The sequence below is a fragment of the Tsukamurella sp. 8F genome, assembly GCF_029167375.1.
Taxonomy (GTDB): Bacteria; Actinomycetota; Actinomycetes; order Mycobacteriales; family Mycobacteriaceae; genus Tsukamurella.
The window spans coordinates 1-13,167 of the sequence record NZ_JARFTP010000042.1 but is presented as its reverse complement, the minus strand read 5'-3'; the positions used below and the strand labels follow the sequence as shown (position 1 = coordinate 13,167).

The following is a 13,167-nucleotide window of genomic DNA, read 5'->3' as shown; positions in this document are numbered from 1 at the left end:
GAGGTCAGCGTGCGGCGTGCGGCGCCGTGGTCAGCGCGGCGAGACGGCCACCCCAGAAGTCGACGACGTCAGCGCGGCGCGCGGAGTCGTCCGAGAGCAGGTCGGCCAGTCCGAGGCCGCGTGCGAGGTCGAGAGTCGCCTGGACTGCGCGGCGGGTCTCGGCGTCGTCGCGGTCGGCACCGAGCAGCCCCATCGCGAGCCCGAACACCTCGCGGGAGAAACGGTTCTCGAACGGCAGCACCCGCTCGCGGAGTTCGGGGTCGCTGGCGGCGGCCGTCCACACGTGCAGGGCGGCCTTGAACAGGTCGTCGGTGTAGAAGTCGATGATCAGCTGAGCGACCGCATAGGGACGTTCCGGTCCGTCCGGCACGGATTCGGCGGCCTCGCGTGCCTGGTGGATCCGCCTCTCACCCATGTACTCCAGAGCCGCGGCGATGAGGTCCTCGCGGGTGGGGAAGTGGTGCTGCGCCGCGCCGCGGCTCACGCCCGCCTGGCGCGCCACGCTTCCCACCGTGGTGGCACCCCAGCCCTGAGAAGCGAGGGAGGCGATCGTCGTCTCCAGCAGCTGCTGCCGCGTGACACGGCTGCGGTCCTGCTGCGGTGCACGGACCGGCGCCCGCCTGACCATCGCCATCCCCTTTCCGCCTATTCTGTAGCGGCCCACGAGGGTTGACGCTTGCTCAGGAAGGCCGTCAGGCCTTCCCGTGCCTCGTCCGAGCCGAACAGCCGCGCCGACTGCGCCGCCAGATCGCCGGCCCGCTCGTCGAAGCTCTGCAGGATATCGTGCCACAGCAACTGCTTCGTCTCTCGTAGGCCCTGCGGTGAGCACTGCCGAAGCGTCTGTAGATGTTCGGCAACGATGCCGTCGAGATCGTCCGTCGCGGCCGTGATCAGGCCTGCGCGCGCGGCCTCATCGGGCGCGAATCTGCGGCCGGTGAGCAGGATGTCGGCCGCAAAGCGGCTGCTCACGTGCGGCAGGACGACGAGGGACACGATCGCGGGGGCGAGCCCGAGCCGGGCCTCCGTCAATGCGAATGTCGCCTTCCCCGAGGCGAACACGGTGTCGCACGATCCCATGAGGCCGAACCCACCGGCGCGGACGTGGCCGTCGATGCGGGCGATCACGGGCTTCGGACAGCCGATTATCCCGCGCATCGCGTCGACCATCTGCTGCGAACGGAACACCGGGTCGGCCTCCTGTGGCGTCGAGGCCTCCTTGAGGTCGGCTCCGGCACAGAACGTCCCACCCGTGTGCGTGAGGACCACGGCACGGGCCGACGTGTCCTCCGCCGCCCGCTCCAGCGATTCGGCGAGCTCGGTGAGCAGCCGGGTGGAGATCGCGTTGCGATTGTGCGGGCTGTCCAGCACTACGTGGGCCGCGCCGTCGCGGCTCTCGTAACGTACGTAGGGATCAGTCATGGATCACCTCAGTAGCTCTTCGGCAGGCCGAGGGAATGCTCGGCGATGAAGTTCAACACCATCTCGCGGCTCACGGGGGCGATGCGGAACAGGCGGGACGCGACCAGCATCTGCGCGAGTCCGTACTCGGTGGTCAGTCCGTTGCCGCCCAGGGTGTGGATGGCGCGGTCGACCGATTTCGCGCCGGCCTCACCGCCGGCGAACTTCGCCATGTTCGCCGACTCGGCGGCGGCGAACTCCTGCCCCGCGTCATACAGCGTCGCGGCCTTCTGCAGCATCAGTTTGGCGAGCTCGGTCTCCACCTTCAGCTCGGCGAGGGGGTGTGCGATGGCCTGATGGGCGCCGATCGGGGCCCGGAACACCGTGCGCCCCTTCGCGTAGTCCACCGCACGATCGATCGCGAAGCGCGCCGACCCGACGCCGCCGGCCGCGGCCATGATGCGCTCCGGGTTGAGACCGGCGAACAGCTGCGCGATCGCCGCGTCGGGCTCCCCGACGAGCGCTTCGGCGGGCAGGCGGACGTCGTCGAAGAAGAGCTGCCATTGCGACTCCGGCAGCCCGACCTCCATCTCGATCTTCGTGCGTTTCAGGCCCGGAGCGTCCGTCGGCATGAGGAAGAGCGCCGGTCGCAGGTTGCCGGTCTTCGCGTCCTCGGTCCGTGTCACCACCAGGATGACATCGGCGAGCTCGACACCCGAGATGAACGTCTTCTGCCCGCTGATGATCCAGTCTGCGCCGTCGCGCCGGGCCGTGGTGGTGATGCGGTGACTGTTGGAGCCGGCGTCGGGCTCCGTGATAGCGAATACCGCGATGGTCTCGCCGCTCGCGATACCGGGAAGCCAGTGCTTCTTCTGTTCGTCGGTGCCGTAGCGGCTGAGGATCGTGCCGTTGATCGCAGGTGACACGACGAGCATGAGCAGCGGCGCGCCCGCGGCCGCGAGCTCCTCACCGACGATGCCCAGTTCGTACATCCCGGCGCCGCCGCCGCCGAACTCCTCGGCGATGTTGACGCCCACGAGCCCGAGATCGCCCGCCGCCTTCCAGAGCTCGGTGGGGCCCTCGCCGGCCTTCACCTTCTCGCGGATGTACTCGGGACCGAACCTCTGCCCGAGGTCGGAAACAGTCTGCCGTAGGGCCTTCCGCTCGTCTGATTCGATGACTTCCATACTCACGGTCATGCGTTCACTCCTCGTTGTCCAGCACGGCGACCACGGCGCCGGCCGAGATGTTCTGTCCCACGGTCACGTCGATGGACGCGACTACACCATCGGCGGGCGCAGCGATGGCGTGCTCCATCTTCATCGCCTCCATCCACAGCACCGGAGTACCGGCGGTGACGGTGTCCCCGGGCTCGGCCCCGATGCGGGTTATGACCCCCGGCATGGGGGCGAGCAGAGAGCCCGCCGCGGCTGCCGGGGCGCCCGACGGCAGCCGGTTCACCAGAGTGAGCGCGAGACCGCCGCGAGGCGTGTCGATCTCGGCCACGGTCTCGTCGTCCTCGTACAGGGTGACTGCGACGGTGCTCCGGATGCCGTGGCGCTCCACCGCGACGTCGTAGCCGCCGTCGCGCTCCGCGACCGAGGACACGGCAGCTGCGGCATCGGGTGTGATGCTCTCCTCCCCGGCGGCGAATTCGCGGGTGTAGGTGGGGCGTCCGACGTTGCGCCAACCCGCGGGTACGTACGGCACCGGGCCCGCGGCGGCCGCGCGGCGGTCGAGCACGGCGGCGGCCGCACGGGCGGCGACTGCTGCGTCTTCCGCAGTGAGCAGCGGCGCGGAAAGCTCCTCGAGACGGTCGCCGGTGAGGAAGTCGGTGGCGAAGTCGCCCGCACGGAAATCCGTGTCGGCGAGGATGCGTACCAGCAGGTCCCGATTGGTCGTGAGGCCGTGGATCTCGCTGCGCCGCAGCGCGGATTCAGCGATCGCCAGGGCCTGGGTGCGGGTCGGAGCCCAGGCGATGACCTTTGCCAGCATGGGATCGTAGAAGACCTCGACTACCGCGTCACGCTCGGCGACCGAACTGTCGAGGCGGACGCCGGGACGGCTGGGACCTTCGAACTCGCTCACCACGCCGGGCACGGAGAAGCGGCGTAGCACACCCGCGGCGGGGCGCCAGTCGTGTGCGGGATCCTCGGCATACAGGCGGACCTCGACTGCCGCACCCTTCGTCGCGGGCGGAAGGTCGCTCGGCAGCGGCACACCGGCGGCCACGTCGAACTGGAGACCCACCAGGTCCAGTCCGGTGGTGGCCTCGGTGACGGGGTGCTCGACCTGGAGTCGGGTGTTGACCTCGAGGAAGAAGAACTCGCCGGCGTCTGTCGCCAGGAACTCGACGGTGCCGGCCCCGGTGTAGCCGATGGCCTTCGCGGCGTCGGTGGCGGCCTGGAAGAGCTTGTCCCGCATGTCCGGACGTCGTTCGACGAGAGGTGATGGCGCCTCCTCGACGACCTTCTGGTGGCGCCGCTGGACCGAGCACTCGCGTTCCCCGACCGCCCACACGGTGCCGTGGGTGTCGGCCATGACCTGCACCTCGATGTGACGGCCACGCTCCAGGTAGCGCTCACAGAAGACCGTGCCGTCGCCGAAGGCGGACTTGGCCTCCCGCTCCGCTGCGGCGAGGGCCTCGGGTAGTTCGGTGCGGTCGCGGACCACGCGCATGCCGCGCCCGCCGCCGCCTGCAGAGGCCTTGACGAGCACTGGGAAGTCGCTGTCGGCCACCTGATCCGGCGTCAGGTTGGTCAGCATCGGTACGCCCGCGGCGAGCAGGCGTTCCTTGGCCGCGACCTTCGACCCCATGGCGGTGATGGCCTCGGGACTGGGACCGATCCAGACCAGGCCGGCGTCGCCGACTGCCGCTGCGAAGTCGGCGTTCTCGGAGAGGAAGCCGTAACCGGGGTGTACGGCCTCGGCGCCGGTCGCCCGGGCGGCGCCGATGATCAGATCGGAGCGAAGGTAGGTGTCGGCCGGCGTCTCGCCGGGAAGTCGGACGGCCTCGTCGGCCTCCGCAACATGGGGGGAGTCCGCGTCGGCGTCGGAGTAGACGGCGACGGCACGCAGACCGCGCGCATGCGCTGCGGCGATGACACGGCGTGCGATCTCTCCGCGGTTGGCGACGAGGACCGACGTGAAAGTGGTTGTCATATCAGTTCCTCACATCCGGAAGACGCCGAAGCGGTCGGTGCCGGCGACGGGAGCGTTGTGGATTGCGGACAGGGCCATGCCCAACACGGTTCGGGTGTCCCGTGGGTCGATGATGCCGTCGTCGTAGAGCATCCCGGACATGAAGGCCGGCAAAGACTCCTTGTCTATCTGGTTCTCGATGTAGTCGTGCATGCCCTGGATCGCGGCGGGTTCCATCGGCGTCCCGCGGCCCGCTGCCGCGGCGCTCGCGACGTCGGTCACGACATCCGCGAGTTGTTTCGCTCCCATGACCGCGCTGCGGGCGCTCGGCCAGGTGAACAGGAAGCGCGGGTTGTACGCGCGGCCACACATGCCGTAGTGCCCCGCGCCGTACGAGGCAGCGGCGATGAGCGAGATGTGCGGCACCTCGGAGTTGGACACGGCGTTGATCATCATCGAGCCGTGCTTGATCATGCCGCCGCGCTCGTACTCGGCGCCCACCATGTAACCGGTCGTGTTGTGGATGAAGAGCAGAGGCGTGTTGTAGCGGTTCGCGAGTTCGATGAACTGCGTGGCCTTCTGGGCCTCCTCGCTGAAGAGGACGCCGCGCGTGTTGGCCAGGATGCCGATCGGATAGCCGTGGAGCTCAGCCCATCCGGTGGTGAGCGAGCTGCCGTACAGAGGCTTGAACTCGTCGTAGTCGGAGTCGTCGACCACGCGCGCGATGATCTCGCGCGGGTCGAAGGGCACCTTCAGGTCCGGCGGCACGATGTCGAGTAGCCCGTCCGCGTCGAAGCGCGGGGGCTTGACGCCGGACCGCGGTGCGGGGCCCTGCTTGTGCCAGTTCAGGCGCCGCACGATGGTACGGGCGATGCGTGCTGCGTCCAACTCGTCCGCCGCGAGATAGTCGCCGAGTCCCGATTCGCGCGAGTGCATCTCGGCACCGCCTAGCGTCTCGTCGTCGCTGATCTCGCCGGTCGCGGCCTTCACCAGGGGAGGGCCGGCCAGGAACACCTTGGAGCGCTCGGCGATCATCACGACGTGGTCGCTCATTCCGGGGATGTACGCACCGCCGGCAGTCGAGTTGCCGTACACGACCGAGATGGTGGGGATGCCCGCCTTCGACAGTTGCGTGAGGTTGCGGAACATCGCGCCTCCCGGTACGAACACCTCCTTCTGTGTGGGCAGGTCGGCTCCGCCGGACTCGACGAGCGAGATCACCGGAAGCCGGTTCTCCATGGCTATGTCGTTGAGTCGCAGCGACTTACGCAGCGTCCATGGGTTCGACGTACCACCCTTCACCGTCGGGTCGTTGGCGACGAGCATGCACTCGACGCCGTGCACGACGCCGATACCGCCGATCAGCGACGCGCCGACCTGGAAGTCGCTGCCCCACGCGGCGAGCGGGCACAGCTCGAGGAACGGTGAGCCGGAGTCGAGAACGGTGTCGATGCGCTCGCGGGCGGTGAGCTTGCCGCGCCCCCGATGCCGCTCGACGTACTTCTCGCCACCGCCTGCCAAGGCCTTAGCGAGTTCGGCCTCCAACTCGCCGAGCTTGGCGAGCATGTTCTCCCGGTTCTCGGCTGCGTCTGCGGGCGGGGTGCTGGTGAGCACCGTCATGGTGTTCGGTCCTTCCTGGTCAGCGGTATCCGAGGCGGTTGGCCGCCAGGGTGGTGAGGATCTGCGTGGTGCCCCCGCCGATGCCGAGGATGCGGATGTCGCGGTACTGCCGCGACACCTCGTACTCCGACATGTAGCCGTGGCCCCCGAACAGTTGGACCGCCTCGTTCGCGACCCACTCGGCGCATTCGACCGCGGTGTTCTTCGCGAAGCACGCCTGTGGGACCCACTCGGCGGCCGCCGCCGGGCCGCCGGCCTCGAGGGACTCGGTGTAACAGTCGGCGACGTACCTGCTGTACACACGAGCGACCTCGACTCGGCGGCGCATCTCGGTGACGCTGTTCTGGACGGCCTGCCGCTTGATGAGGGGTTTGCCGAAGGTCTCGCGGCTGCGCACCCACTCGAGGGTCAGGTCGAGGCAGCGCTGCGCCTGCGAGTACGCCTGCACGGCGAGGGCGAGACGCTCTGTGACGAAGGCGGCGCCGATGAGTAGGAAGCCGCCGTTCTCGGGCCCCACGAGATTCTCGGCCGGTACTCGCACGTCGGTGAACGACAGCTCTGCGGTGTCCGAGGCGTGCCAGCCCATCTTCTGCAGGGGCTTGCTGACGTCGAACCCCTCGCGGCCCTTCTCGATCACGAGCAGCGAGACGCCCCCAGCGCCCTCGCCGCCTGTTCGGACGGCGGTGACGACCCAGTCCGCGCGGATGCCCGAGGTGATGAACGTCTTCGCTCCGTTGACGATGTAGTGGTCACCGTCGCGGCGGGCGGTGGTGCGCAGGTGCCCGACGTCGGAACCGCCTGACGGCTCGGTTATTCCGAGCGCGCTGATGGCGTCGCCCGCGAGCACGGGGCGCACCCACTTCTCGTGCTGCTCAGGCGTTCCCGCGAGAATCAGGTGCGGGGTGGAGATGCCGCACGTGAAGAGCGAGGCGAACAGGCCGCCGGAGCCGCCGGCCTCATGCATGGCCTCGCACACCACGAGCGCGTCGCGGGGGTCGCCGCCCTCGCCTCCGACCGACTCGGGGAAGGAGACTCCGAGCAGCCCCAGATCGCCCGCCTTCTTGTGCAGCTCGCGCGGCAGTAGGCCGGTGCGCTCCCATTCGTCGAGGTGAGGCAGGATCTCGCGCTCGGTGAACGCGGCGACGGTGCCGCGCAGCGCGGTCCGCTCCTCGCTCTCCCATACGGAGGGCATGTCATTCTCCTTCGGATGCGTCGCCCAGTAGGGCCACGGGGATGTCGGCGTGACGGGAGCGTAACCACTCACCGATGCCCTTGGCCTGGGGGTCGAACCGGTAACCGTGGGCGACGCCCTTGCCGAGAACGTCCTCGATGACGAAGTTCACTGCACGCAGATGCGGCAGTTCGTAACGGGCCACGGGTAGCTCGGTTGTCTCCGGCAGCAGCTGCCGCAGGCGTTCGATGGTGAGGTAGCCGCGCAGCCACGCGTAGGCGTCGTCGGATTCGACCCAGGCGCCGACGTTGGCGGACCCGCCCTTGTCCCCGCTGCGCGTACCGACGATGGTGCCGAGCGGCACGCGCCGCGTCGGTCCCACAGATTCCCCGGTTGCGCCGGGATCACTTTCATCCGTGGCGATTCCGGCCGTACGTGTGGGCGGCGCGATCTCCACGACGGTGCCGTCGGGACGATGCGCGCGGTGCGGCACCTGCTCGTTGGCTATGTAGCAAGGCACGTACACGCCGTAGGGTGAGCCCTTCTGCGGGGGCGCAGTAGGGCTGGCGCCCGGATAGGTCGCGAGGACGAGTTCCACCGCGGCGGAGCTGAAGTTGCGCCCCACCTTGTCGGGGTCGGCGTCCCACGCGACGGCGGTCAGGACCGCGGTGGCAGCGGCCTCGGTGTCGGCGTCGGGATGGTCCGTGCGGGCGAGGCGGAACTGGAGCTCGCCGGGTTCGGCATCGAGACCTGCGCGCAGTTGCGCTTCGAGCAGTTCGGCCTTGCGCTCGATGTCGAGACCCGTGAGCAGGAAGCCGATCTCGTTGCGGAAGCCGCCTAGCGTCGTCGTCGCCACCTTGGTGGTCGGGCTCGGCGGCTCACCGACGGCGCCGGTGATCGCGACGCGATCCTCGCCCTGCTGCTCGAGGCGGACCGAATCGAGCCGGAGCGTCACATCGGGACCGGCATAGCGCGGTCCGGTCACCTCGTAGAGCAGCTGGGCTGTGACGGTCCCGACGGTCACGATGCCGCCGGTGCCATCGTGTTTGGTGATGACCGACGTCCCATCGGAAGCGAGCTCGGCGATCGGGAACCCGGGGTGCAGGAGCGTGTCGACCGGATAGCGGGAGAAGAAGGCGTAGTTGCCGCCCGTGGCCTGCGCGCTGCACTCGATGACGTGACCCGCTGCGACGGCGCCTGCAAGCGCATCGTAATCCTCACGGCCCCAGCCGAACTCGGCGATACCCGGAGCGACGGTGAGAGACGCGTCCGTGACCCGCCCGGTGACCACGATATCGGCCCCCGAGTTCAGACAGTCCGCGATGCCGAAGGCGCCGAGGTAGGCGTTGGCCGTGACGGCGCCGGGTACGCCGAGATCGGCTGCGCGCGAGACGAGGTCGTCGCCGTCGACCCAGCCCACGGCAGTGTCGACGCCGAGCTCGGTCGCGAGCGCACTCACCTGTTCGGCCAGGCCGCCGGGGTTGAGTCCGCCCGCGTTGACGACGATCTTGACCCCGCGCGAGCGCGCCTCGGCGAGATGCTCTCGCAATGCGCGTAGGAAGGTCTTGGCGTAGCCGGTGCTCGGGTCCTTGAGCCGATCACGGCCCAGGATCAGCATGGTCAGCTCCGCGAGGTAGTCGCCGGTGAGGTAGTCGACGGGCCCCGACAGCATCTCGCCGAGTGCCGATGCACGGTCGCCGTAGAAGCCGGAGATGTTGCCGATGCGGATCGGGGTGTCGCGCGTCATGATTCCTTCCCTGTGGGCGTCTTCTCGGCCGGTCGCCCGGCGCCGGGCGGGCCGGCGAAGCACTGCGCAATCGTGAGCCAGTGCGCGGCGTCGCCTCCGGTCGCGACGAGGTCGGTATCGTTGCGATGGATGCGCTGGGTGACCAGCAGGCAGAAGTCGAGCAGCGAACCGGTGACCCGCTGTCCGGCGTCGCCTGGACCGAACGCGACCTCGGAGCCGTCGGGCGCCGTCAGGACCACGTCGAACGGCTCGCCCGGGGCCGTCTGCCCGTTCACCATGTAGGCGAAATCGCGGGTCTTGTAACCGATGCGCGCGACCAACGGAAGCGCATCCGGTACGTCGAGGGTGCCTGCGGCTGCTGCGGCGATGTCCTGGCCATGGGCCCACGTCTCCATTACCCGTGCCGTCGCCATCGTGTGCGGGCGCATCGGTGGCCCGAACCAGGGGAGTGGCGTGCCGGGATCCGCCGCGCGGAGCGCGGCGAGAAGCGTCTCGCGTCCGGACCGCCAGCGTGTGGGCAGGGCATCGCCGGCTTCGTCGAGAACCTTTTGCGCGCCCTTGTCGACGAAACCGAGCGGGTCGCCCGCGGCGCTCTGCAGCAGCCTGTCGAACGCTGCGGAGTCGGTCGCCGCGAGGATCGAGACCTCGTCGGTCCAGGTCAGATGGGCGACCTGATGGCCGACGGTCCATCCGGCAGCCGGGGTGTCTTGGGTCCAATCCGGCACCCGGTCGGCAAGCGATGCGACCGCGTCGGACGTGGCGGCGAGCGCGTCGAAGACGGTCTCTGCTGAGGGCATGGCTCAACCCTGACAGCTCCTGAAAGAAAAAACAAGCAGCAATGCTTGTTTGTCTCGCCGAATGGTGTCGGTGGGTGCGGATAGCGTCGCCGACGAATCGTCGACAAGGGGGCGTGCGGGTGCGGGGGAGCAGACGGAGGCTGACGCCGAAGGCGTGGGCCGGGCTGGTGATCGCGGTGTCGACCGCGGTGGTCGTAGCGGCGACCTCGCTCGGGGACCGGGGCGTGCAGACGCCGTCGTCTACCGGGCGGACCGAGGTCACCGCTTCGCCGTTCGGGGACGTACTGGTGGGGGTGGCGGTGCTCGCCCGCCGTGAACGTGCGGTCATCCCGTACCGCCGGGTCGCGTTCGGCGAGGCCTGGACGGATGATCAGGACGCCCTTCTCGGGGGCAACGGCTGCGATACACGCAACGACGTCCTGGACCGCGACCTGGCCGAGAAGACGTACGTGGAGATCCGTTCGTGCCCTCGGGCCGTGGCTTCCGGGGTGCTCGCCGACCCGTACACGGGGGCGAGGGTCCGCTTCCAACGCGGCCCGAAGACGTCGGCGAAGGTACAGATCGACCACGTCGTCGCACTCGCGTACGCATGGGACATGGGCGCGTACGCCTGGGACGACGCGAAGCGCACTCGGTTGGCCAACGATCCGCGCAACCTCGTCGCCGTCGACGGCCCGTCGAACGAGAACAAGAGAGACAGCCCGCCTGGTCGATGGATGCCCGCGAACGAACGGTTCCACTGCCAGTACGTGCGCCAGTTCTCCGCGATCAGCCGCGAGTACGGGCTGGCGGTGGATCGGGGGAGCGCGGCGGTGATCCGGCAGGTGTGGAAGGGGTGCGGGTGACACCGGTCCTCGCGTTGTGGGAGGCGGGTGTCGGCGGTGGGGGTGGATCGCTAGGGGTGGCGGCTCATGATCCCGATTCGGTTGCCTGCGGGATCGAGGAGGTGTGCGTAGGTCCCTTCGCCACCGGGTAGTGCGGTCACGTTGCCGTCCGGGCGTCCGCCTGCGGCGACGGCTCGATCGATCGCGGCCGTTAGGTCGGGCACCTCGACGTATACGACGACGGCCGGAAGGGCTGCGCTGGAGGGGCTCCCGACGGCTCCGCCGATGGTGCGGTTCGTTGCGGGGAGGTAGGCGTAGTGGTCGTAGCCGGCCATCGGCACCGAGTGGAGCGGCCACCCGAAGCTGTCGCGGTAGAAGCACGCGAGGCTGGCGCCGTCGGTGCCGAGGATCTCGAAATGAGTGACGGGAGCTGGAGACATGCTCGGAGGTTAGGCCCGGAATCCGGAGAACGTCTTGGAGAAAAAGGCGGTCTCGGGGCGAATAGACTCGGGTTGTGACCGAGGCCGAGACCGGGGTGTTCGTGGCGAAGCCGGATCCTGCGTTGCGGCGGTACGTGACCGGGGTCGTGGGCTATCAACGGGCGCCCTCAGAGAGTGCGCACACGCATAGGGGTATGCCGTCGTGCTCGGCCCTACTGGTGATCGACTTCGATGCATCGATCACCGTGTCGGGGCGGTTCGGGGAGGTGTGTGCGACCGGTGGTGGGTTCGTTGCGGGGCTGCGCCGTAGGCCGACGCTGCTGCACCAGCCGGGCGCTGCGTACGGGATGCGCGTCGGTCTGACGCCCCGTGGAGTCAGGTCCATCCTCGGCGTGCCATTGGACTCATTGACAGATCGAGTGGAGCGAACGGAGGACGTGGTCGGTTCAGCCGCAACACATCTGGTCGATCATCTGATATCGGCGTCCGGATGGGAGGATCGTTTCGCGATCCTCGGCGCTTTCCTGCGGAGGCGCGCCCGAGAAGCGCATGGACCACTCCGGAACCCGTCGCTGCCCGCTCTGGATGCGGCGCTCGATCTGATCACCGCTGCCGACGGGCGCGTTCGTATCGATTGGTTGGCAGATGAGGTGGGCTACAGCCGGCGCTGGTTCTCGGAGCGATTCCGGTCGGAGTTCGGTATGGGGCCGAAGGGGGTCGCACGGGTGGCACGGTTCGAGAACGCCGTTCGGCTGTTGGCTGCCGAACCCGAGACGCCTTTGGCGGGTCTCGCTCTGCGATGCGGCTTCTACGATCAGGCCCACTTGGCTGCGGAGTGGCGGTCGTTGAGTGGATGCACGCTGACGGAGTGGCTGCGTGAGGAATTCGTCCAGATCGCCGATGTGCGGACCGGCGACAGGCCGTACGTGGCGGTGTGACGGACGACGCCCATTTCTCCAAGACGCCGTGATGGCACGCGGTTGAACATGGCTGGGTGGAAGAGTATCCGGTCCCGTCGCCGAGAAGGTCCCCCGGCACGGCGGGCGGCGTCAGCCGTACCGCGATAGTCACGGCGCAGGACCGCAGGATCGAGAGTATGCGCCCCGACGCCCTGTTCGTCGACCCGACGGCCGGGCCGATGGTGGCGGCAGCGGCGGCTCGCCTCGACTCCGACGATCCGATCGCGTGGGTTCGAGGTACGACGGTGCTGGGGGAGCTTCTGCCGGCGATGACCGGGTATCTCGCCGTCCGTACCCGGCTCTTCGATCGAGCGCTCGTGGAGGCGTCGCGGGCGGGTTGCCGTCAGGTGGTCCAGCTGGGGGCAGGTCTGGACGGTCGAGCGCTGCGGATCCCGTGGCCCGTCGATGTCCGTGTGTTCGATCTGGACGACGGCGGTACGACCGAATTCAAGCAGACGGTTCTCGGCGCACTCGACCGTCGACCGCTGAGCAGGCACATCATGCTTGCCAGCGACCTGCGCGGACCGTGGAGGTCGGCCCTGCTCGATGCAGGCTTCGAGCCGTCGGTGCCCACCGTCTGGTCGATGGAGGGGCTGCTGGTGTATCTGGACGAGGATGTAGGTACCTCGGTCGTCGAGACCGCAGCGGACCTCTCGGCTCCGGGCAGCCGTCTGATCGTCGAGCACGGCTATCCCGCGGCCACCACCGCCGGCGCTACCTCGGCCGGCCGGGCGGCGCTGGCGGCCCGGGGCACACGGTTAGGCGCCGCCGTTGCCGAGCCGGTCACCTGGCTGCGCCGACTGGGCTGGAACGGAACGGTGCTCGACGTTCCCGCCGCCGCCCGTGCATGCGGCCGACGGGTCCCGCCCGCCGTGGACGCCGCCCAGCCCGACGGCCCACTGTTCTGGATCGCTACAGCCCGAAGAGCATTGTAGGGCAGCCTGACTCGACCCGAGTGCGGCGGCCCGAGCTGAAAGTGGAGCCGGATCGGGATAAGGAGACGCCTTCGCCTGTGCACCGCCGTCCGGGATCGTGCCCGGGGTCGGGGGGCCCCCCCGGGGGGGGGGGGG

General features: G+C 69.0%; 12 protein-coding genes. 3 read left to right on the top strand and 9 right to left on the bottom strand.

The genetic code is table 11. From position 1 onward, the window contains the following. Positions 1-4 precede the first annotated feature (4 nt). The 8 genes from P0W64_RS20745 to P0W64_RS20710 are packed head-to-tail and all read right to left on the bottom strand — an operon-like array spanning position 5 to position 9,874. Positions 5-628, bottom strand: a complete 624-nt coding sequence (locus P0W64_RS20745) for a TetR/AcrR family transcriptional regulator (RefSeq protein ID WP_275482083.1) — start codon at positions 626-628, stop codon at positions 5-7. Between the two features lie 17 nt (positions 629-645). Further along, a complete protein-coding gene (locus tag P0W64_RS20740) occupies positions 646-1,419 on the bottom strand; it encodes an enoyl-CoA hydratase family protein (protein ID WP_275482082.1) in 774 nt (257 codons plus the stop codon). Between the two features lie 8 nt (positions 1,420-1,427). After that, positions 1,428-2,597 carry an acyl-CoA dehydrogenase gene (locus tag P0W64_RS20735; RefSeq protein WP_275482081.1) on the bottom strand — a complete coding sequence of 390 codons (1,170 nt, stop codon included), beginning with the start codon at positions 2,595-2,597 and terminating at the stop codon, positions 1,428-1,430. A gap of 4 nt (positions 2,598-2,601) precedes the next feature. Beyond that, positions 2,602-4,560 carry a biotin carboxylase N-terminal domain-containing protein gene (locus P0W64_RS20730; RefSeq protein ID WP_275482080.1) on the bottom strand — a complete coding sequence of 653 codons (1,959 nt, stop codon included), beginning with the start codon at positions 4,558-4,560 and terminating at the stop codon, positions 2,602-2,604. A 9-nt stretch (positions 4,561-4,569) separates the two neighbouring features. Next, entirely contained in the window at positions 4,570-6,159 is a 1,590-nt protein-coding gene (locus tag P0W64_RS20725; RefSeq protein ID WP_275482079.1) for an acyl-CoA carboxylase subunit beta, read from the bottom strand. A 19-nt stretch (positions 6,160-6,178) separates the two neighbouring features. Next, positions 6,179-7,351: an acyl-CoA dehydrogenase family protein gene (locus P0W64_RS20720; RefSeq protein WP_275482078.1), complete on the bottom strand. Its 1,173-nt coding sequence runs from the start codon at positions 7,349-7,351 to the stop codon at positions 6,179-6,181. A gap of 1 nt (position 7,352) precedes the next feature. After that, positions 7,353-9,077, bottom strand: coding sequence for an acyclic terpene utilization AtuA family protein (locus P0W64_RS20715; protein ID WP_275482077.1), 1,725 nt, complete (start codon positions 9,075-9,077; stop codon positions 7,353-7,355). Further along, positions 9,074-9,874, bottom strand: coding sequence for a TIGR03084 family metal-binding protein (locus P0W64_RS20710; protein WP_275482076.1), 801 nt, complete (start codon positions 9,872-9,874; stop codon positions 9,074-9,076). Before P0W64_RS20710 ends, P0W64_RS20715 begins: the two co-directional genes overlap by 4 nt. Positions 9,875-9,993: 119 nt before the next feature. On the opposite strand from P0W64_RS20710, the gene P0W64_RS20705 reads away from it, so the two are divergent. Beyond that, positions 9,994-10,719, top strand: a complete 726-nt coding sequence (locus P0W64_RS20705; RefSeq protein ID WP_275482075.1) for an HNH endonuclease family protein — start codon at positions 9,994-9,996, stop codon at positions 10,717-10,719. 50 nt (positions 10,720-10,769) lie between these two features. Here P0W64_RS20705 and P0W64_RS20700 read toward each other — a convergent pair whose 3' ends face one another. Then, the gene (locus P0W64_RS20700; RefSeq protein ID WP_275482074.1) at positions 10,770-11,138 is read right to left on the bottom strand and encodes a VOC family protein; all 369 of its coding nucleotides are present in this window, start codon (positions 11,136-11,138) and stop codon (positions 10,770-10,772) included. Positions 11,139-11,212: 74 nt separating this feature from the next. Between P0W64_RS20700 and P0W64_RS20695 the strand changes: the two genes are divergently transcribed. Together P0W64_RS20695 and P0W64_RS20690 are read left to right on the top strand one after the other, a co-directional pair. Further along, entirely contained in the window at positions 11,213-12,076 is an 864-nt protein-coding gene (locus P0W64_RS20695; RefSeq protein ID WP_275482073.1) for an AraC family transcriptional regulator, read from the top strand. A gap of 56 nt (positions 12,077-12,132) precedes the next feature. Further along, positions 12,133-13,032, top strand: a complete 900-nt coding sequence (locus tag P0W64_RS20690) for an SAM-dependent methyltransferase (protein WP_275482072.1) — start codon at positions 12,133-12,135, stop codon at positions 13,030-13,032. Positions 13,033-13,167: the final 135 nt, after the last annotated feature.